Source organism: Mucilaginibacter sp. P1_A3 (genome assembly GCF_056406855.1).
Map to the genome: position 1 here is coordinate 102048 of NZ_JBFTZJ010000015.1, position 21701 is coordinate 123748.

The 21701-nt window shown below is 42.6% G+C and carries 18 protein-coding genes; 9 read left to right on the forward strand and 9 right to left on the reverse strand.

Annotated elements, in window-relative coordinates; all coding sequences use genetic code 11:
• Positions 1-125 precede the first annotated feature (125 nt).
• Together AC1D0K_RS27230 and AC1D0K_RS27235 are read right to left on the reverse strand one after the other, a co-directional pair.
• Positions 126-788: a 3-keto-disaccharide hydrolase gene (locus AC1D0K_RS27230; protein WP_477392029.1), complete on the reverse strand. Its 663-nt coding sequence runs from the start codon at positions 786-788 to the stop codon at positions 126-128.
• Between the two features lie 384 nt (positions 789-1172).
• The gene (locus AC1D0K_RS27235; RefSeq protein WP_477392028.1) at positions 1173-2147 is read right to left on the reverse strand and encodes a hypothetical protein; all 975 of its coding nucleotides are present in this window, start codon (positions 2145-2147) and stop codon (positions 1173-1175) included.
• A gap of 482 nt (positions 2148-2629) precedes the next feature.
• On the opposite strand from AC1D0K_RS27235, the gene AC1D0K_RS27240 reads away from it, so the two are divergent.
• The 3 genes from AC1D0K_RS27240 to AC1D0K_RS27250 all read left to right on the forward strand — a co-directional run bounded on the left by AC1D0K_RS27240 (position 2630) and on the right by AC1D0K_RS27250 (position 5648).
• On the forward strand, positions 2630-3058 hold the full coding sequence (locus AC1D0K_RS27240) for a CBS domain-containing protein (protein ID WP_295715923.1): 429 nt from the start codon (positions 2630-2632) through the stop codon (positions 3056-3058).
• A gap of 183 nt (positions 3059-3241) precedes the next feature.
• Positions 3242-4489 carry a DEAD/DEAH box helicase gene (locus AC1D0K_RS27245; RefSeq protein ID WP_477392027.1) on the forward strand — a complete coding sequence of 416 codons (1248 nt, stop codon included), beginning with the start codon at positions 3242-3244 and terminating at the stop codon, positions 4487-4489.
• Positions 4490-4649: 160 nt separating this feature from the next.
• Positions 4650-5648, forward strand: coding sequence for a glycoside hydrolase family 43 protein (locus tag AC1D0K_RS27250; RefSeq protein ID WP_477392026.1), 999 nt, complete (start codon positions 4650-4652; stop codon positions 5646-5648).
• Between the two features lie 393 nt (positions 5649-6041).
• On the opposite strand, the gene AC1D0K_RS27255 is transcribed toward AC1D0K_RS27250, so the two are convergent.
• Genes AC1D0K_RS27255 through AC1D0K_RS27265 form a run of 3 tightly spaced genes read right to left on the reverse strand, consistent with a single transcriptional unit; the run spans position 6042 to position 9820 of the window.
• The gene (locus tag AC1D0K_RS27255) at positions 6042-8192 is read right to left on the reverse strand and encodes a xanthine dehydrogenase family protein molybdopterin-binding subunit (RefSeq protein WP_477392025.1); all 2151 of its coding nucleotides are present in this window, start codon (positions 8190-8192) and stop codon (positions 6042-6044) included.
• 6 nt (positions 8193-8198) lie between these two features.
• Complete coding sequence (locus AC1D0K_RS27260) at positions 8199-9179, reverse strand: FAD binding domain-containing protein (RefSeq protein ID WP_477392024.1); 981 nt, start codon at positions 9177-9179, stop codon at positions 8199-8201.
• On the reverse strand, positions 9176-9820 hold the full coding sequence (locus tag AC1D0K_RS27265; RefSeq protein WP_477392023.1) for a (2Fe-2S)-binding protein: 645 nt from the start codon (positions 9818-9820) through the stop codon (positions 9176-9178). The genes AC1D0K_RS27260 and AC1D0K_RS27265 overlap by 4 nt, the downstream gene beginning before the upstream one ends.
• Positions 9821-9961: 141 nt before the next feature.
• Between AC1D0K_RS27265 and AC1D0K_RS27270 the strand changes: the two genes are divergently transcribed.
• Positions 9962-11182 carry a GAF domain-containing sensor histidine kinase gene (locus AC1D0K_RS27270; protein ID WP_477392022.1) on the forward strand — a complete coding sequence of 407 codons (1221 nt, stop codon included), beginning with the start codon at positions 9962-9964 and terminating at the stop codon, positions 11180-11182.
• A gap of 141 nt (positions 11183-11323) precedes the next feature.
• On the opposite strand, the gene AC1D0K_RS27275 is transcribed toward AC1D0K_RS27270, so the two are convergent.
• The 4 genes from AC1D0K_RS27275 to AC1D0K_RS27290 form a co-directional block, all read right to left on the reverse strand.
• The gene (locus AC1D0K_RS27275) at positions 11324-11716 is read right to left on the reverse strand and encodes an RNA recognition motif domain-containing protein (protein WP_477392021.1); all 393 of its coding nucleotides are present in this window, start codon (positions 11714-11716) and stop codon (positions 11324-11326) included.
• Positions 11717-12576: 860 nt separating this feature from the next.
• The gene (locus AC1D0K_RS27280; protein WP_477392020.1) at positions 12577-13122 is read right to left on the reverse strand and encodes a GreA/GreB family elongation factor; all 546 of its coding nucleotides are present in this window, start codon (positions 13120-13122) and stop codon (positions 12577-12579) included.
• A 255-nt stretch (positions 13123-13377) separates the two neighbouring features.
• Positions 13378-14175 carry an alpha/beta hydrolase gene (locus tag AC1D0K_RS27285; protein WP_477441353.1) on the reverse strand — a complete coding sequence of 266 codons (798 nt, stop codon included), beginning with the start codon at positions 14173-14175 and terminating at the stop codon, positions 13378-13380.
• A 4-nt stretch (positions 14176-14179) separates the two neighbouring features.
• Positions 14180-15298 carry an alcohol dehydrogenase catalytic domain-containing protein gene (locus AC1D0K_RS27290; RefSeq protein WP_477392714.1) on the reverse strand — a complete coding sequence of 373 codons (1119 nt, stop codon included), beginning with the start codon at positions 15296-15298 and terminating at the stop codon, positions 14180-14182.
• Positions 15299-15578: 280 nt separating this feature from the next.
• On the opposite strand from AC1D0K_RS27290, the gene AC1D0K_RS27295 reads away from it, so the two are divergent.
• From AC1D0K_RS27295 to AC1D0K_RS27315, 5 genes are all read left to right on the forward strand, one after another.
• Entirely contained in the window at positions 15579-17162 is a 1584-nt protein-coding gene (locus tag AC1D0K_RS27295) for an alpha-amylase family glycosyl hydrolase (RefSeq protein ID WP_477392716.1), read from the forward strand.
• Between the two features lie 213 nt (positions 17163-17375).
• Positions 17376-18221, forward strand: a complete 846-nt coding sequence (locus AC1D0K_RS27300) for a dienelactone hydrolase family protein (protein WP_477392718.1) — start codon at positions 17376-17378, stop codon at positions 18219-18221.
• Between the two features lie 81 nt (positions 18222-18302).
• Positions 18303-19277 carry a hypothetical protein gene (locus AC1D0K_RS27305; RefSeq protein WP_477392720.1) on the forward strand — a complete coding sequence of 325 codons (975 nt, stop codon included), beginning with the start codon at positions 18303-18305 and terminating at the stop codon, positions 19275-19277.
• The gene (locus tag AC1D0K_RS27310) at positions 19261-20391 is read left to right on the forward strand and encodes a glycosyltransferase family 2 protein (protein ID WP_477392722.1); all 1131 of its coding nucleotides are present in this window, start codon (positions 19261-19263) and stop codon (positions 20389-20391) included. Before AC1D0K_RS27305 ends, AC1D0K_RS27310 begins: the two co-directional genes overlap by 17 nt.
• A 91-nt stretch (positions 20392-20482) precedes the next feature.
• Complete coding sequence (locus AC1D0K_RS27315) at positions 20483-21682, forward strand: ABC transporter permease (protein WP_477392724.1); 1200 nt, start codon at positions 20483-20485, stop codon at positions 21680-21682.
• Positions 21683-21701: the final 19 nt, after the last annotated feature.

Below are 21701 nucleotides of genomic sequence, written 5' to 3' on the forward strand. Positions count from 1 at the left end.
TCTCAAAAATACCCTTTTTTGTTAAACAGGAAAATGCATGCCCTGCAGGCATGCATTAATTGAATGGGATTATGTGTGTACAAATATATTGAACGCTGTGCGTAAAATATATGTTGTTAAAAATTTTATAATTCTTTAATTGAAATATCGCGGAACGCTACCACATGACCGTGATCCTGCAGCGCGATATGGCCTTTAGGATAGGCGGCAAAATCTGTCCAGGTTTTAAATTTGCTGTTGGCAATCATTGTTTTCCACTCTTCGCTGCCCATTTGGGTATCAACTATTTTGGTACCATTTAGCCAAAAAGTAAGATGACCGTCTTTTTTACGCAATTTCACTTTGTTCCATTCGCCGGCAGGTTTCGCAACATCCTTTGAAGGGGCTTTCATATCATACAATGAACCTGCAAGGTGGTTGGCTTTTTTATTATCGCTGGCATCTTTATTATCAAGTACCTGCATTTCAATACCTGTAACATAGGTTTCGTTAAACTTAGGATCTTCATGAACGCCAAAAATAACTCCACTGTTACCTTCTTTTGTGATGTTCCACTCCAGGGTTAGCTCATAGTTTTCATATTCGCCATCAGTAACCAGGTCGCCCTGTTGTTCGGCTTTTGGGTCAAGCTGCAAAGCGCCGTCAACAACTTTCCATGCACCGGCACCTGTTTTTAAATAAGTGTGCCAGCCGGTGGTTGTTTTACCATCAAACAATGGTTTGGTTTGGGCCGATACAGCAAAATGCAGGGCAGGGATAGCCATAAGGCTTAGTAAGATCTTTTTCATTGGTTTCGTTTTATAATTAATTAGGAAGATATACCTTTTTAATTGGTTAAATATATCTGCTTTTTGTTAATGCTAAAACGATTATCGGAAAAATAAATTACATACAAGCACGATTGGCTTTGTAAAAATATGGATATACAAAACTGAAGGCATAATGTACCTGGCCGAAAGCTAAAAACCAGCCGGCAATGTGCAAATAAGTGAATGAAAAAATATTAAAAACTTAATCCCTGCTGGGGAAATCGCTTTTAAAATATTTAAGGGTCAAATGCCAGAAAAATCTATTAGATGATACTGTTTGGCACAGAATATTGGCAAATAGCGATGGGTTGAAACCCATCGCTATGGTGAAAGTTTTAATTTAACTTTAAAAGCGTTTTTTTGTTAATCTCTGGCATGTTTATGGAAACCAAAAGATAAGCCCGCTGCTATACCAACGGTAACATAGCCATAGCTATCCTGAAAACTTTGGTTATAATCATCCTGCCCGCGGTAACCGCCGCCAACCATAAATGCCGTACCCTGCATAAAAGGAAAGGAGTAATAATATTTAAGGCTCACGTTTAACCGTTTTTTGATATCAACGGTAGAGTAGTTATCGTACTTATCGGCAATGTAAGTAAAATCAAACTGGATGCGCTGCCAGTTTTGGTAGGTCATTCGCCCTTCCTCCAAAGGATCTTTATAGGCTTTTACAAAATTATACATCCGGCTGCCGTTTACCCTGATGAAACCATAGTGATCTTTTAAGCCCTGCGATAGCCCTAAGTTAAACAAACCGGCATGTACCTCTAAGCCTATATTATCATAACGATTAATGGTAAGCCCGGGCTTATCAACCCGTTTACCTGTAAAATAGGTAAGGGTATAAAAGTTAGTTGTGAATTTACCGCTATCGGTATTAAAGCTACCATCCTTATTTAACGATGGCCCCCGTACACCGTTTGAATGGTGCGAATAGGCTAACGACAAAAACTTGGGCTTAAAGGTATCCTCATTAACCCTGAAAAATACTGTTGCGTTGGGCATATAGCTTGGCGACTTTACCGGGGCATCCCTTGTATCCAGTAAACGAATTTTCACCCTTGAACTGAACACAAAAAAGAACCGCGATTTTGGAGAGCTGAACAAGATAAAATTTGGCGAAAGATCGGCAGTCAGCTGTGTTTTATCTTTATTGAAATATTCATTACCGGCTATGGATAACCTCATGTTCTCCTCAAATATATTATCAAACGCATGATTGATAATGTGCCGTGTTAAACGCGCCGAATCTGATTTGCTGGTATCACTACCTAAAGTAGTGGCCTTTGCTATAAAGCTGCCGTACAAAACCAGCAACACTATGCAGCAAATCAATTTTAAAATTAACTTAATTTTATGTTGAAATGGTGAAGCAGTATTTTTAAATGATGCCTTAAAAAGTAAAGATGAAATCAATTTAGTAAGTATTATTTTTTATAAATCGTTGTTGAATTAATCAAGAATGCACGGCAAATGCCCTATCGCTGCATTGTTAAATTTGATGCTGCAATATTAAATATTAATCATTTTTATACAGGCAAACCACTGTCAGTTCAACGTAAAGCTTACAAGCAATAGCCCTATTAGATAAGATACGGCATATTACATCCGGAGGTTTTTACAGTACAATTACAGTTGATCGCCGGTTGTTAATAACTATACCTTAATTGCGGAAGAGATTACTAAAACTCCTAAAAACATACAAGCCCAAAACCAGCTACCGGATCATTGATATTAAATGATGAAAAAGTGTATACTTTTAATTCTGATTTATTATATTTGGTAAAGGCCAATCCTCTCATTATAAATTTTTTACCATGATAAAAGTTTCAACCGTACTTGCCCGTAAAGGTGGCGGAGCCATTAGTATTGATGCAGATGTATCAGTTTTAGAAGCGCTAAGACTTATGGCCGAAAAAAATATCGGTTCTGTAGTTGTAACCCAGGATGATGAATACCTTGGCCTGCTCACCGAACGTGATTATGCCCGTAAAGTGATCCTGAAAGGAAAAGCATCGTACGAAACCCTGGTACGCGAGATCATGAGTACCGGCCTGCCCCGCATTGTGCCCGAAACCTCTATTGACACCTGCATGCACCTCATGAGTGACAGTAATATCCGTTACCTGCCCGTTTTTATGGCCGATAAATTATGCGGCATCATTTCTATCAATGACCTGGTAAAGGAAACAATCCTGCATCAACAGGAAACTATTGAGCAGCTAAGAGATTATATAAGTTCATAAGGAGTGTATTTATTGGTATATGGTAAGTGTTGACGAAGCTATCTAACATGTAGCGTTCATAGCGGCTGTGCTTTATTGCCATTGGCTTTATCTTAAATACTGGCTATAAACACCATCCATGTTTAAACGGCAACCATATCCAATTAAATTTTCATACCTTGCATAATTTACTTATAAGATATAGTGACTTTTCAGGATTTTAATTTCAACGGACAATTATTTGAAGGCATAGAGAGTATGGGTTTTACTACCCCTACCCCCATACAGGAAATGGCCATACCGGTTGTTTTGGCCGGACAAGACCTTATTGCCTGCGCCCAAACCGGTACAGGTAAAACAGGCGCATATTTACTGCCTGTGCTAAACCACATTACCGGTACAGCCAAACACCAAACAAGCGTGCTTATTTTAGCGCCAACCCGCGAACTGGCCCAACAAATTGACCAACAGGTTGAAGGTTTGGCTTATTTTACCGGTGTTAGCTCTTTAGCTGTTTTTGGTGGTGGCGATGGTATGGCTTACGAGCAACAGCGCCGTGGCATCCAAAATAATGTAAACATCATTATAGCTACTCCAGGTCGCTTAATTGCGCACCTTACATCTGGCGTATTAAAGCTTAACCATTTAACGCACCTAATATTGGATGAGGCCGACCGCATGCTGGACATGGGTTTCTCTGACGATATTATGAAGATCATCAGCTACCTGCCCAAAACCAGGCAAACGCTGTTATTTTCTGCAACCATGCCCGGGCGTATCCGCTCATTGGCTAAGGCTATCCTGAAAGATCCGCAACAGATCAATATCGCTATTTCGCAACCAGCAGTGGGTATCGATCAGCAGATCTACCGTTTGCATGATCAGCAGAAAACGCCTTTACTACAACTCATCCTGCGCGATTCGGCTTATGCAAGCACCATCATTTTCGCATCCCGCAAGGAAATTGTAAAATCATTATACAAAGAACTGAAAGCTATCAAGATCAACGCCATGGCCTTCCACTCCGATCTGGAGCAAAAGGAACGTGAAGAGATCCTGTTAAAATTCAAAAACAAACAGCTGCCGGTTATTATTGGTACCGATGCCCTTTCGCGCGGTATTGATGTGGAAGGCATCGACCTGGTGATCAACTATGATGTACCCGGCGATCCGGAGGATTATATCCACCGCATAGGTCGTACAGCACGGGCTTTAACCACCGGTACTGCTATCACCTTTGTTAACCACCGCGATGAGCGAAAGCTTAAAAACATAGAGCAACTGATAGAGCGACCTATCCGTGTAGTTGGCCTGCCCGATGAACTGGCTTCTATACAAGCAGCTCCGCAATCCCATACCGACGATAAAAGAAAGCCAAGCAGGCCCAACAAACGCTGGGGTCAAAAGAAACCGAAAACCAACAGCAATAATAGCGGCGGCAGTGCTTCGTAGAGAACTATAATTGCGTCTCCGGCTATACAGAGCCGCTTTGCAAGGTTGATTTGCACGCTGGAGATGCAATGAGATGCGTCTCTACGGAAAAAAGCGGGTGCATGTTTAACTAAACCATTTTAGCTATTATATTAGCGGTCTTAAAACATAATTATCTACTATGAAAAAGGGCCTCTATAAAAAAATGGTTTTAGTGCTAACAATGGTTGCCGCCATTGCCGCGCCGGCACGCCGTGCTTTTGCACAAGACAAGAAAACATCCGGCAACCCGGTTGTTGAAGGTTGGTACGCCGATCCCGAAGCTAAAATTTTCAATAACCAATACTGGCTATACCCCACCTACTCGGCCAAATACAATGAGCAGGTATACATGGATGCCTTTTCATCACCCGACCTGGTGCATTGGACCAAGCACTCTCACATTGTGGACACCAGCGGTGTAAAATGGGTTCGCCGCGCGCTGTGGGCACCGGCAGTTACTCAAAAAGATGGTAAATATTATATCTTCTTTGGCGCTAATGATATCCAGAACAATAACGAAAAAGGCGGCATTGGTGTCGCTGTAGCCGATAACCCCGCTGGCCCCTTCAAAGATTATCTGGGCAAACCACTCATAGATCAGATCATCAATAAAGCGCAACCAATTGATCAGTTTGTTTTTAGAGATGATGACGGCCAGTATTATATGATATATGGCGGCTGGGGCCAGTGCAATATCGTTAAACTTAAAAATGATTTTACAGGTGTTGTTCCGTTTGAGGATGGTGTAACTTATAAAAAAATAACTCCAGAAGGCTATGTAGAAGGTCCGGTAATGTTTAAACGCAATGGCAAATACTATTTTATGTGGAGCGAAGGCGGCTGGACAGGCCCTGACTATCGCGTTGCGTATGCCGTTGGCGATACTCCTTTCGGTCCGTTTAAACGCATAGCCACCGTATTAAAACAAGATGCCAGTATTGCCACCGGCGCAGGCCACCACTCGATGATCAATGTACCCGGCACCGATGAATGGTACATTGTTTACCATCGTCGCCCGCTAACCGAAACCGATGCAAACCACCGTGTAATGTGTATTGATAAAATATACTTTGATAAGGATGGATTGATACAGCCGGTTAAGATCACCAATGAGGGTGTAGCAGCGAGGAAATTGTAGATGTGCAGATTATAGATTTCAGATGTGCGGATTTTTTAAAAACCTTTGCTGAATGAAATAATTAAAAAATGCCATTACGAGTGATAAAATTTCGGGAAACGCTGAAGGTGAAATGACCTTAAAAAGTTTGTCATCCTGAGGAACGAAGGATCTATTCGCCGACTTTACAGGGCGAAGAAGCATGACGAATAGCAGATCCTCCACTGCGTTCAGGATGACAAAAAGTTTTTTTTGCGACCATGCCATAGCGAGAAGGAACAACGAAGCAATCGCGAACCATTCAAGTCTATCCTGCATAGTTCGCGATTGCCACGCTGCGGTCACAATGATATGAGGCATATTTCACAGGCTTCTCACCTCATTTCATTCTTTAGAGCTTTCCGAATTTTAACCCTACGCCATCACCTTATCAGGTGTGATAGGCAAATCCCTTACCCGTTTACCGCTGGCGTTATAAACCGCGTTGGCTACTGCGGCGGCCATGCCGATAAGGGCGATCTCGGCCATACCTTTTGCACCCATTGGGTTAATGATCGGGTCGGGTTTGTTAACAAACAGGGCGTCAATCTGCGGGATATCGGCATTTACTGGTACATGATAATCAGCAAAATTATTGTTGATGTATCGGCCATAGCGATGATCAATAATGGATTCTTCCATTAAAGCCATGCCAATACCACCTATAGCGCCACCCACTACCTGGCTGCGCGCTGTTTTTGGACTAATAATATGGCCCGAGTCGGCCACACAGGCTACTTTATCTATTTTAACAACACCGGTTGCCGCGTTTACCAACACCTTTACAAAATGAACCGACCATGAGTTCATGGCATATTTTTCCATCCCATTGCCGCCGCCTGTTTCTGTAACCACTTCAAGCGATGGCAGGCTGTGCTCTTTTAATATTTTGGCATAATCGGGCTTATCGGCACCTCCGTTTCCAACAAGCTTTTGGAATTTCTCTTTCAAATCGGCGCAGGCCTGGTATACTGCAGACCCAACACTGGCCGTGGTTGCCGAGCCACCCTGGGTTGGTGCATTGGGCAGCGATGAATCTCCCATTTCAAACCTGATCTTTTCGGCCGGAATGCCCATTTGTTCAGATGCGATCAAAACCATTGCGGTTCCTGTTCCGGGCCCAATATCACTAACGGCGCTTTGCAATAACAATGTACCGTCTGTATTCATCTTTGCCCTTATAGTCGCCCCGCTGCGATAGGCGCCAAACATGCCCCCTGCCATGCCATAGCCAACAAGCCAGCCGTCTTTTTTCACTGATGCGGGCTCTTGTTTACGCTCGCTCCATCCTATATGGTCGGCACCCAACTGGTATGCTTCATTCAGGAACTTGCTGGAAAACGGCTTGCCGCTATCGGGATCTTTTTCTGCATAATTCCGAAGCCTTAATTCAACCGGATCAAGCTTTAAGCTATATGACAGCTCATCCAGCGCAGATTCCAGCGCGAAGGAACCTGTAGCTTCGCCCGGTCCGCGCATCCAGGTTGGGGTGGCAATATCCAATGCAACCAAATGATATTTAGTGTTCACATTTGGGCAGGCATATAAATTCTGGCTCACACCCGTTGGCCCTTCAGTAAAGTTTTCGTAGGATGATGTTTGCCCGGCAGCTTCATGGGTAATGCCCGTGAGTTTACCATCGGCAGTAGCGCCAATGGCAATTTTTTGCCACGTAAACGGCCGGTAGCCCACCGAAGTGAACATATCTGCACGGCTTAAAACCAACTTAACCGGCTTTTTAACAACCTTAGCACCAATAATGGCGGCAACTTCATGCGGCCATGTACGCAATGCGCTGCCAAAAGCGCCGCCCACAAACTGCGAGTGTACCTGCACATTTTCAACAGGGAGTTTAAACAGGTGGGCCAAATCTTCCTGTGTGCCCTTTACCCCCTGGGTTTTGTCCCAAACAGATAATTTATTATCAGCATCCCAATTGGCTATAATGGCATGCAATTCCATGGGGTTGTGGGTCACTGTAGGTACAATATATTCCTGCTCCACCTTAAACGGCGCCGCTTTCCAGGCATCTTCTGTACCGCGTTTATAAGTCCCTTCGCCACGTGGAGGGAAACCTTTACTCATATTATCCGGCAGGTTGGTAATATGCTTATCGGTATGGTATTGCGCCTTTACCAGCGATGCGCCAAACAAAGCACGCTCAAAAGTATCAGCAATTACCAGGGCGATGGGTTGCCCGTTGTAATATATCTTATCATCATAAAACACTTTGAATGCGCCTTTGGGCGGGACTGGCTTACCACTTTCAGGCTGATCGCCCGGTACCTTTGGCGCGTTTAAATGGGTAATTACGGCAAGTACCCCCGGCGCTTGCCCGGCGGCTTTGGTATCAATGGATGTTATGGAGCCTTTGGTGATTGTACTCCCCACCAAAACCCCGTAAGTTAAACCTGCCGGTGTATATTCTGCCGAGTATTTAGCCGCGCCGGTTACTTTTAACCGCCCGTCTATCCGGCTCATGCCTGCTGATGAAGATGGCATAATGGAGTCTATCGCTTTTTTCATAGGGTGTTAAACTAAGCCTGCTGCATGTTTTAAAGCCTCGGCAATGATGGCCGGGGCAAGTTTTAATTTAAACGAATTGTTGCCGTAGCCTTTGGCGCCCTGCATAGCCAGCTGTGCCGCATGCTCAAAATTTTCTTCGGTTGCCTTTTTGCCTATGAGCGATTTTTCGGCATCAAACAAGCGCCATGGCTTGTGGGCAACACCGCCCATAGCTAAACGGGCATCTTTAATAATACCATTTTCTATATCAAGGGCAGCCGCTACTGACACCAGCGCAAAGGCGTATGATTGCCTGTCGCGGATTTTTAAATAGTAGCTATTTTTGTTGAAGTTGTTATCGGGAATCTCTATACCCATTATCAATTCCTCTTTAGCCAAATGATTATCCAGTTCGGGATGATCTCCCGGCAAGCGATGAAATTCAGTAAATGGCAAACGGCGTTCGCCCTTTTTACCGGCAATTATCACAGTAGCATCCAGCGCGGCAAGGGCCACACACATATCGCTTGGGTGCACAGCTATACATTGCGGGCTCGCACCAAAAATGGCGTGCATCCGGTTAATGCCTTCTATGGCACCGCATCCCGTTCCGGGCGCACGCTTATTACAAGGCATAGTTACATCATAAAAATAGCCACAACGGGTACGCTGCATCATATTACCACCCACGGTAGCCATATTACGCAGTTGCGGTGATGCGCCGGCTTTAAGCGCCATGGCCAAAAGTGGGTGTTTCTCCCCAACCAGCGCATTTTCTGATACAACACTATTGAGTGCAAGCGCACCTATGTGTAATCCTGTTTTTGTTGCTGCTATGGTTTTTAACGGCAGCTGATTAATATCAACCAGCTTATCTGGTGCAGTAACACCACGTTTCATCAGGTCGACAAGATTGGTGCCGCCTGCTATGATCTTAGTACCGGGTTTATTAATAACATCCAACACACCTTGTTGCGTGGCCGGGCGAACGTATTGAAACTGCTTCATACTTTCATCCCTCCATCTTTAACTTCCTGTATGGCGTTAACTATATTAGGGTAAGCACCACAGCGGCAAATATTACCGCTCATGTATTCCCGTATCTCATGTTCGGAATTGGCATGCCCCTCGCGGATGCAGGCTACTGCCGACATGATTTGCCCAGGAGTACAATACCCACACTGAAAACCATCATGTTTTATAAACGCTTCCTGCATGGGGTGTAACTGATCGCCCTTGGCAAGACCCTCAATAGTGGTGATCTTTTTACCGTTTACCATTACGCCTAATGTTAAGCATGAATTTACTCTATGCCCATCTACATGTACGGTGCATGCGCCGCATTGGCCATGATCGCAACCTTTTTTGGTGCCGGTAAGATCAAGCTGTTCGCGTAAAATATCAAGCAGGGTTGATCTGGGTTCAACAGATAAACTTTGCTGCTTTCCGTTTACCTCCATTTTTAACGGCATTTTTTCAAAAACCGCGGCAAACTGCTCGTCCACATGATCGGCAGCTGCTTTAATAGCAGTTCCGGGAGTAAGGGCAATTGCGGTGAGCAGGGTAGATTGTTTCAGAAAATTCCTGCGCGAACTGTCCTTTATATCCAGCCCATCATCGGGTCCGGTACAAGTTTTTTTGCTTTCCATAATAATTGGCTTTTGGAATTGTTAAGTTAAACATTTTTAACAAAAAGCATTGGTCGGCCATGCAATTTTACCGGGCGTTAGTATCAGCTTACAAAACCTTGAGTGTTAAAATTTCGTATAAACGTATAACTAATTGACTATATGCTAACTCCCCCGATTCCAGAAAATGAAATGGGCAGGCTGATGAGCTTGTCGGACTTTGATTTAGATTACGCCGGACAAAAAGACAATTTTAAGGATCTTACTAAACTGGCGGCCAAGGTTGCCGGCACAGAAATGTCATTAATTAACCTCATAGATTCCTATACCCAATGGACAATATCAAGCCACAACCTGGAGCTTGAGCAAATGCCCCGCGAAGAATCTGTTTGTCAGTATGTGCTCATGGGTGATGAAACCCTGGAGGTGACAGATTTGAGTGCCGATGAGCGCTTTAAAGACCGTACCTACGTTACCGGCGGACCACATCTGCGCTACTACTTTGGTATCCCCCTAAATGTAAACAACCACAATATTGGGGCGCTCTGCGTGGTTGACCAGCATGCAGCAAAGAATCTTAACCCTGAAAAAGTTGAGCTGCTTACGATAATAGCCGCCGAAATAGTAAAAAGACTTAACTACATGAAGGTGATTGATGACTTGAAAAATAATTTATCAGAAGCCAAAGAAACGCAAAGAAAAGTTGCTCATGACATTCGCGGACCGTTAAGCGGAATTATTGGACTGGCGAAATTAATACAGGAACAGGGCGAGGAGAACCAGATGGAGGAAATACTGGAGTTTATGAACCTGATTCACAAAAGTGGGAGATCAATACTGGAGCTTGCAGATGAAATATTAAGTGCCGATGATAAAAACAAAAATTTGCCCGAACTAAAAGCAAATGAATTTAACCTGCTGGTATTTAAAGATAAGTTGGAAAAACTTTATGTGCCCCAGGCCATGAACAAGCACATCAGATTTACGGTGAATACCTCTTCGGCATCAGAAACCATTCCTTTCTCTAAAAATAAATTGCTGCAGATAACCGGCAACCTGATCTCGAACGCGATAAAATTCACACCCGATAACGGCAGTGTTACTGTTGGCCTGGATTTGGTAGAAAATAAAGATGCAAACGTATTGCAGATAAAGGTAAAAGACTCGGGAGTGGGCATAAATATTGACCTAATTGAAACCATACTTAATGGCAATGCCACATCAAGTAACGGCACAAGCGGCGAAAACGGATATGGGTTTGGCCTGGCGCTGGTAAAGCACCTGGTAGAAAGCCTAAAGGGAACGTTTAATATTACATCAACGCAGGGAGATGGTGCCACTTTTGAGGTAAAACTACCGCAGCAACCCAAACAGGAAAAATAATACAGACCGGATTTTGGGTAAAATAAAATCACGGCGGGTAAAATTAACCCGCAAAATCATTTCCGAAAATAACGTAAGTAGATAGCACATTTAAAGTAAAGCGCCAGGTAAAACTACCCGGCGTTTTACTTTAATTATAATTTACCAACGGCTACCGCCGCCGCCGCCTCTGTTATCTTTTGAGTAGCCGCCGCCACCGCCGCCACGGTTACCGCCGCCGCCGCCATAGCCACCACCGCCGCCGCGGTTGCCACCATAACCACCGCCGCCACCGCTTCTGCGATCACTTGGTTTTTTATCTTCAGCCTGGCTAACTGCAATTGATCTGCCTTTTACTTCTGAACCATTTAAGGCAGTGATTGCTGTTTGTGCAGCCTCATCATCAGACATTTCAACAAATCCGAAACCTTTGCTTCTGCCAGATTCCCTGTCAATAATAATTTTTACAGTGCTTACTTCACCGTACGCTTCAAAAAGCTCTTTTAAATCGGCTTCCTCTAATTGAAAAGGAAGGCTTCCTACAAATATGTTCATCAATCTTTAATTTATAAAAGGCAAGGTTATTTAGTTGCCCAGTTTTGTTAACATCAAATATAGTAATAGATATTTGATGATTACTGCATCATTTGATGAATGAGGGGTTTTATTTTTAAAAAAAGTTAATTTTTATCGATTTTAGGTTAAAACGGCTTGTTTTTTAACATAAAATTAAAATATGATATAGGTTACTTTTTAAATAAGGACCTATTTATACCATAAATTATAAAACCAATACCATTTATTGTTTTAAACGAGATGAATTAATTAATTTTTATATTTTCAACGCCATTAGCCTTCGCAATTCTTTTAAAACAACGTTATATAAAATTTTGCGGCAAGTCTTCCTACTATGGCTACTGAGAGGTTGGCGATGTAATTCTTTCAATCATCAGCAGAAGCAATTTACATAACACCGAGCTAAACAAGGAGTTAAAACAACAAAGCCTGGAAATATCGAGGCAAAGGAAGCGCTTGATGACCCTAACCATACCAAAGATCTTTTATTTTCTGTTATCAGCAATGACCTGCCAGGCTGTTTCGCATCTATCAAGCGCCCCATTAAATCCATTCTTTCTGAAGATATAATAATATGGTAAATAATATGCCGGCGTGGGCAAACAGTCAGCAAAAAAAAAATTAATATTGAAAAAACAGCTTAAATATTACTGGCGTAGTTGATGAGATACTTTCGGTATCCGGCTTCCCGGCAAAAAAATAAGCAAATTATATTCACCATATCTATGATGGAGATCAAATGGTTATTGCAGAGCAAAATCATTTAAATATTATCATCCAAAACCAGGTCGGTAATGCCATAAAATTCACACCCGGTATACCTGCTAAAAGCATAACGCTTAACTTACCAGTTCAATAACATATAATTTACCATTCAGCGTAAAGCTATCACCCTTCTTTTTACCATTAAGTTTAAGGCCAACCGGCGATCCGGGAGAAACCGCGAAATAGGTTTTACCCGCAAGCGGCAGGCTACCGGCACTAATAGCCAGGTAAAAATTTCCGTTATTAGTAATAATTACACTCCCTAGCTCGGCAACGGCAGATGTGCCGTTGGTACTGATGCGGTTTAGGGCAACCATAAGTTTATTGGCTTCATTTAACTGGGCCAGGTTGCGGTTGGTTTCCTGCTGCATCATGGCGCGTCCGGTTTCGTATTTATCACCGGCGCTGCTTTTGGTATCATCGTTTGATGCTTTTTGAGCTTCCTGGATAGCCAGCTCGGCCGCATCCATGCTTCTGCGCACATGGGCAACACACAAATCATATAATTCTTTTTTCAGATCGCTCATTTGTGTATTAACAGGTGCCGGATATTTTTGTAAGCTGCAAATAAAGCAATAATTGATGGGTTTACCTGATACATGAGCTGTTTCACCAGGCATCTTCCTTAAAAAATAAAAGTCCCCTTGCACTCGCTGCTTGGGGACTTTAAACCTAAACCTTATCACTATTTGCAGGTTAGAACCTACAAAGTAGTTAAACGTTCAAATTAGTGAAAATTGTATAAACAGCCATGACTAATTGACAAAAAAATGATATTTCTGAAGGAACCGGAATTTAATTAATTGATTATCAAAAAATTATACTAATAAAAGACATTCACCCGCAAAATATCTGCAATTATTTTATCTCTTTTTTTAAAGATGCCCGGCAAAAAATTTTAAGCTTTTAACTACATGTCTTGACCAGTATGACCACTCATGCCCGCCGCCAAATTCCTCGTAAACGTGCGGAATCCCCTCCTCCTCCATTTTTTTATGCAGATCACGATTGTATGTTAATAACAGATCGCTTTCACCACAATCAAACCTTAGCGGCGGCAATTGTTCCCTGTAATGTTTAAAGGTTTCAAAAACATCTTCATCAATTTTATTATCCTGGGCATAGCATTTTAAAGGCTCCTCCACAAAAAGCTTAATCTGCGGCAGACTGGTAATTGATGACATTCCGGATATAGCCCTAAACTGCCGCCCATATTTGGCACCGATACGCAATGCGCCAAAACCACCCATTGATAGGCCCGAAATAAATAAGGGTGAATCCTCTTTAGCACCCGCAACGTTCTCCCTTACAGCGGCTGGCACATCCTCCGCTATCCATTTTTCGAAATTACAGGTACTGTGCGGCAAAAAACCAGATCCATCACCCCAAAGCCCGTCTGATGGCATGGCCAATATCATAGGAGGCAACTCACCTGTCTTTATTAATTCATTCACCGTTAAGTGTACCCCTGCACTGTAGGCCCAACTCCAGGCGCTGCCATAAACACCGTGCAGCAGTATTACAATAGGCAAGGTATGGGTTGATTTTGTTCCCGGCGGCACGTATACACATATATCGCCCCGCCCTTTAAGGTTCGGGGTTTTTACCGTTATAAAACGTAGATTATTATTTTCAAACTGCGGGTTAGATATCTCAGTTGTTCTAAATGGCATATTTTTAGTCAAAAACAATAACTCCTTTGGCGTTTCTGCCTTTCAGCATGTCATCAAAAGCTTTATCGAGTTCATTTATTTTATAGGTACGTGTAATCATTTCTTCCAGCATCAGGTTCCCGTCTTCATAATGTTGTACAATGTCAGGAAAATCTATCTGCGGGCGGCATTTGCCATATAGTGGATTGATGTAAATTTTATCCCATTCAAAAAGGCGCATATCAATAGTGATATCCTGCTCTATACCGCTTACCTGTACAGCGGTACCGGCATTGCGCACCATCGCCAGCGGTGCTGCGCCCAACTCCGGGATGGCAGTACATTCAAAAGCATAATCGGCACCCCGGTTATGGGTCATGGTTTTTACCTTTTGGGCTGCCTGTAACAGGCCGGTATCCGTTTTATAGGCCAAAAGTGTATGGGTGGCTCCAAATTTAACCGCCATATTTAAACGATTTTGGTTGATATCAATAGCGATGATCATCGCCGCTCCCACTATTTTTGCGCCCTGGATCACATTAAGCCCTACCCCACCGGTGCCCAATACTACTACCGAAGACCCTACTTTTACTTTGGCCGCATTCAGCACCGAGCCATAGCCCGTCATCACCCCGCAGCTAATGATACTTGCCGCCGGGAATGACATATTTGTTGATGCGTTTTTTACTACTGCAGATGCTTTTACCAGCGTGTAGCCCGCAAGGGTACCAATATTGAACGAGCGCAAAACCGGCAAACCGTTTAGTGTGGTGCCCGATGGATTTGCATGACCAGGCGTATAACCGTTGCCACCCGCCGCTACCGGCGAAGCCACCTCACAAAGGTGTTGATTACCTGCTAAACATTGAAAACAATGGCCGCAATGCATAGCCCAGTTTAATATCACTTTATCGCCGGGCGCTAAGCCTGTAACTTTACTGCCGGTTTTAATAACAACGCCGGCACCTTCATGCCCTATAATGAGCTGCTTGCCCCAGCTCAGCGAGTCGTGATCAGTATGGCAAAGGCCGGCGGCCATTATTTTTACCAGTACTTCATCGGCCTGCGGGTCATGAACTTCAATATCTTCAATAGTAAAACTTCCGTCGCCATTCGTAATGGCAGCTTTGCAGGTAATGGGCATGTTGAATTATTGTTATAGCAGGTTTCAGGGTTTTATTATTACGCGTAGTTTATTGCCTAAATAATTAAGGAAGTATAATGTGCAAAATTAATACTACTATGGCCGTCAAAACACAGTAAAATTGGCCAATATGTGGAGTATATAATCCATATATTATTACCAAAAGCAAAAACATAGTAATAAAGGCTATTTTTAATGATAAGATAGGCTATTAAATAAACTATTTATTCATTGTATATTAGTACTTATTTCAGTTGTTTTGGCAGCCAATTATAACTCCATGAAAATAAAAAAACTTGTTGCAATTGCCTGCCTGCTTTGCATTGCACTATCCTCAAGTGCCGGGTTGAAGCGCAATAAACCCCAGAGCAATAACGACGAGATCATATACCATATTTTTCAGCGGAGTTTTTTTGACAGCAATGGTGATAGTCACGGCGATTTGAACGGAATAAGGCAAAAACTGGATTACCTGCAGGAGCTTGGGGTAACCTCCATTTTGTGCACCCCGCTTTATGAATCAATTTATTACCATAATTACTTTGCTATCGATTTTAAAAAGATCGACCCCAAATATGGCACGCTGAACGATTACCTGGCGCTCATTAAAGAATTGCACAAAAGGGGCATGAAATTTTATATGGATATGGAAACCCAATATGTTACCGAGGATTCCAAATGGTGGAAGGATGCGTTCGGCAACCCAAAATCCGAGTACACCGATTATATTATATGGGACGACAAGGAGAATAAAAAACCATCAACCATTGTATATAATTTAACCAGCCTAAAAGGTTATGATGGTGTAACCCATAAAATTACCACCGCCAATTTAAACAGCGAAAAATCAAAGGAATATAATTTAAAACTGTTTAGCTACTGGCTCGACCCGAATAAGGATGGTAAGTTTGATGATGGCGTAGATGGCTTCAGGCTGGACCATATGATGGATAACCTGGATAATAAAGGCACAATGCCGCATTTATTTGATACTTTCTGGAACCCTTTATTAGGTAAACTAAGAGCCATCAACCCTAAAATAAAAATAGTTGCCGAGCAGGCCAACTGGTTTAGTTTAGGGCTGGACTACCTGGAAAAAGGCTGCGTTGACCGCGTGTTTGGTTTAAGACTGGCCTTCGCCATCCGGTCGTTCAGGAAAGATCTGTTGCTGGCCAATGCCGATTCAACCCTTGCCATGAACCCGGCAGGCAAGCAGCAGGTGGTATTTATTGAAAACCATGATATTCCCCGTTTTAGTACAGCTGTTAAAGGTGATATAGGCAAACTAAAAGTAGGCTGCGCGCTTAACCTGCTCATGGGCGGCATCCCATCTATTTACTACGGCCAGGAATTAGGCATGACCGGTACCAGCGCCAATTTCGGAGCCACCGATGCCAATGAAATCCCCGACAGGCAGGCATTTGAATGGTATGCAACAGGTAAAGGCAAAGGCATGGCATACTGGTATAAGCAAACCGGCCCGTATAAAGATCAGTTTAATGATGATAAACCCAACGATGGTATATCCCTTGAAGAGGAAAGAAAAGACCCAAATTCGCTTTTTAATTATTACAAGGAGATCATCCGCCTGCGCAAATCCAATCCGGCTATAGTTAACGGAACGTACAAAACCCTCATCAATAATAACGACCAGGTATTTTCATTTATCCGGCAGGATGGGGATAAGGCCGTTATAGTGGTTGTTAATTTATCAGATAAGCAACAGGCGGCAACTGTTGAAGCGACTGGCTTACAAGGAAAAAAGATTGGTAATTTTATCGGGAAAGATGCTACTCATATTATTAATGGCAAACTTGCTGTAAATTTAGCTGCATACGAAATTAGTGCCTGGACGGTTGAATAATTGAATTGCCCCAACCCTGACCTGCCCTCCTCTAATTGCAGCATAAAATTGTATTGGAAAAGGTATATTAAACAGTAATTTTGAGGAAGAGGATCTCCATTAAAAAATATAGAGATCCCCCTCTACTAATACCGGTTAAGTTTAAGGCAACACAAATTAATTCATCAACGTATTTGTTATGTAACCCATAACAGCTTAACAAAACATCCAACCATGAAAAAGCTTACTCTTTTTACCCTACTCGTCATTTTTTGCAGCGGTGCATTTGCGCAGCGCAAAGTTGTTTGCTGCAGTAACCCATCGGCAACACAACGGTTTGCCATGCTGGCCTCCGATTCCAAATTTAAAATGGCGCATTTAAAGCCATTGCCCATCCGCTTTCAAAGCAGCATCGGCACAAATATTACCTATAAAACACCCGATGGTAAAGAATCAACTGCGTACCTGCTGAAAGCTAAAACGCCCAGTAAGAATTACATCCTGGTAATTCACGAGTGGTGGGGATTAAATGATTTTGTTAAACGCGAATCTGAAAAGATATACAACGACCTGGGCAACGTGAACGTTATTGACCTTGACCTTTACGATGGCAAAATTGCCACTACCCCGCAGGATGCAGGTAAATTTATGCAGGCCGTAAATGAAGACAGGGCCAAAGCCATTATTAACGGTGCCATAGCATATACCGGCGCAGGCGCGCACATTGCCACAATAGGCTGGTGTTTTGGTGGCGGCTGGAGTTTGCAAACCGGTTTATTGGCGGGTAAAAAACTGGCAGGCAGCGTAATGTACTATGGCATGCCCGAGCAAAACATAGCGCGATTAAAAACTTTAAATGCCGATGTACTGGGCAACTTTGCCAATAAAGATCAATGGATAAACCCCAAAGTTGTTGCCAAATTTAATGATGATATGAAAGCAGCGGGCAAAAAGCTGTACCTGCACCAATATGATGCCGATCATGCTTTTGCAAACCCAAGCAGTCCCGCATATAACAGCGAGGCCACCAGGGATGCTTATGCCAATACCATTGCATTTTTAAAAGCGAGATTGAAATAAACAAAAGTATTTATGCTGTGTTATATGGGGCGGGTTAAACCTCGCCCCATTTTTCGTAACATTGCATAAATTTTTATCTGTTTGACTAGTTCTACCAAAAAAATAGTTTCCTATTTACTTAAGGCCGGTATATTAATTGTAGCTGCATTGTTTATCTACAGGCAGTTTTCCAAAAAAAACAACGACTTAAAAGCCTTTGAGCTTTTAGCATCACATTTAAGTATCACCCGGGTAATTATCACCATGTTTTTTGTGGTAATGCTCATGTTTGTTAACTGGTTTTTGGAGGCTTTAAAATGGCGCTATGTTACCAAAACACTTATTGATATAACTCTTTGGGAAGCGGTGGAAGCCGTTTTTTGCGGTCTTACCTGGGCAGTAACAACACCAAACAGGTTGGGCGAATATGGTGGCCGGGTAATGTTTTTACCCAATCGAAAGCGAATTCCCGGTATTTTTGCCATGAGTGTTGGCTCATTTAGCCAGGGCACCGTAACCAATGTTTTAGGCGCGGTTTCTATCATCTGGTTTATATGCCGCTATATACATGATTATTCCTGGTTGCTTATAGGCGTAATGGCTTTGGGTGCTGTTTTAGCAATACTGCAGCTCGTCATTTATTTCCATATAAATTGGGTGGTTAGCCTGTTTGATAGTATCCCCCTGGTAAAAAAATACCACCGCTTTTTTGCAATCATGGGTCAATATAAAACCCATGAGCTTATTAAAACAATGGGGTTCAGCGTAGCCCGGTATGCTACATTCTCATTGCAGTATTATTTGGTATTCCAGATGCTGATACCGCAGATCCCGGTTTTTTCTATGATTATGATGTTGATGCTATTTTTTTTAATATCCTCCATTGTACCCTCTCTTGATCTTTTTGATATTGGCGTACGTGGCTTCACAGCATCACACCTGTTTGTTTATATCACAGATCAAAAATTTGCCATAATAGCCGGTGTATCTTCTATATGGCTCATAAATTTATTTATTCCTGCTATTTTAGGCTCTTTATTTGTATTTAAACTCAAATTCTTTGATCGCAACGCTTAGTATAATTTCGTTATTATTAACAGGCCTATATCTGTTACTTGTTATTTATTTAATTAAAGGATGGTTTGATATTAAGGTAATTCCCTTTACAATTGCCGATTTTAACACAAAGGTTACCATACTTATTGCCGCACGAAATGAGGCAGAGCGGATCCATTTAACTATCGAAGATATTTTAGCCCAGGAATATCCAAAACACCTGTTAGAGGTTATTATTGTTGATGATCATTCCACTGATGATACTGCTGCAATTATCGCCAGCTATGCAGACCAGGGCATAACCCTGATGAAACTGAACGAGGATAAGCCGCTTAACTCCTATAAAAAAAAGGCGATAACAGAAGCCATTAGACGCTCATCGGGCGATTTAATGGTGGCTACCGATGCTGATTGCCGCATGGGTAGCAAATGGTTATCAACTATAGTAAATTACTACCAAAGCCAGGACCTGGTAATGGTTTCAGCCCCGGTAACTTTTTTTGAAGAGAAATCGATATTTGAGTTGATGCAAACCCTGGAGTTTTCTTTTCTTATAGGTATAGGTGCGGCATTTATTGGCAATGGCCGGGCATCTACCTGCAATGGTGCCAATTTGGCCTACCGTAAAGATGTATTTAATGAAGTTGGTGGCTTTACCGGAATTGACGACGTAGCATCTGGCGATGATGAGTTACTGCTGCAAAAAGTAGCGGTGCGGTACCCCGGCAAAATTGGCTTTTTAAAACAAACCGATGCTATTGTTTATACCCATGCAAAGCCCAACTTAAAAGAGTTTTTGCAGCAGAGAAAGCGCTGGGCCTCAAAATTTACAAAGTATAAGGATAAAAAAATAGTAGCTATTGGTATGTGTTTCTGGCTTTTTAATGTATCCATATTACTAAACGCCTGCCTGGGTTTTTATGATGTATATTTCTTTAAACTTTTCTTGACACAGTTTTTATTAAAATACCTGTTTGAAGCTATTTACCTGCTGCCGGTTACTAACTTTTTTAAACGCGGATACCTGGTAAGCCTGCTTATTATAACCATACCCGCACATGTAATTTACCTTATTATGATGGGCCTGGTAGGCAGCAATAAAAAGTACCAATGGAAAGGCCGCGAGGTAAAATAGCGCTCATTTTTAATATCAATGTAATTTGTACAAAGCTAATTGCTTATTGTACCTATTTAAACGATATTTAGCCAAAAGGAATTATTAACTATTGGCCCAGCTTACTCCCTCAAAACAAACGTGGATCGCCTTTAAGCGTAATAAAATTGCCATGGGCGGGCTTGCTTTCATCGCAACTACGCTGCTGATAGCCATATTAGGTTATCTTGTATTGCCTGATCAAACGCCGCATGCCAATAACATGACCATACAGCTGAGCATAAAAAAGCCGGGAGCCCGGTTTACCATGCTGCGAATACGCAAAAGCGAACAGGTTGATACTGTTGGTTTCTTGAGCAGGATGTTTTTTGGGCAATCGTCATTTTACCGGGAGATCCCTATTACCGGGTACTATTTTAAGCAGGATTCCATTCACGTAAATGAATATATTGGCGATGAGGATAAGCCTGATAAAAAGGCGTATAACATTTTTGAAGGAGTGAATGGGATTAAACCCCGCTATCATTATGGCATGGTACTACTAAACCCTGCTATCTCCTCAAAAAAAACAGCCGAGATCTATCAGCACTTTGCCGATAAAATTAAAAGCGAACAAATAATCACCAAAACCTTTTGGCTGGGTACTGATATTTATGGCCGCGATATGCTGAGCAGGCTGCTACTGGGTACCCGCATTTCGCTGGCTGTTGGGCTCATGTCGGTTATCATTAGTATGTTGTTAGGGGTAACTATAGGCGCAATAGCCGGCTACTTTGGCGGCTGGATAGATGCCGCGCTTAGCTGGGTAATGAACATATTATGGTCTTTACCGGCATTGCTGCTGGTTATTGCCATATCTTTTGCCCTTGGCAAAGGGCTGTGGCAAATATTTATAGCAGTTGGCCTATCCATGTGGGTTGAGGTAGCCAGGCTTGTACGCGGGCAGGTGATGAGCCTTAAACAGGTGGAGTATATTGAGGCTGCCCGTGCCCTGGGTTTTAATAATGCCCGTATTATCAGCAAACATATTTTACCCAATATAACCGGCCCTATACTGGTACTGGCGTCATCCAATTTTGCATCGGCCATATTACTTGAAGCCGGTTTAAGTTTCCTTGGTTTTGGCGCGCAACCGCCTATGCCTACCTGGGGCGGCATGATTAAAGAACATTACGGTTATATTGTAATGGACTCGGCTTACCTGGCCATCATTCCCGGCATTGCTATCATGCTGCTGGTGTACGCGTTTAACCTGGTTACCGTTGGTTTACGCGATGCCTTCGATATAAAATCACAAAGTACACGCATTTGAAAATATTTTTTCTATTTTA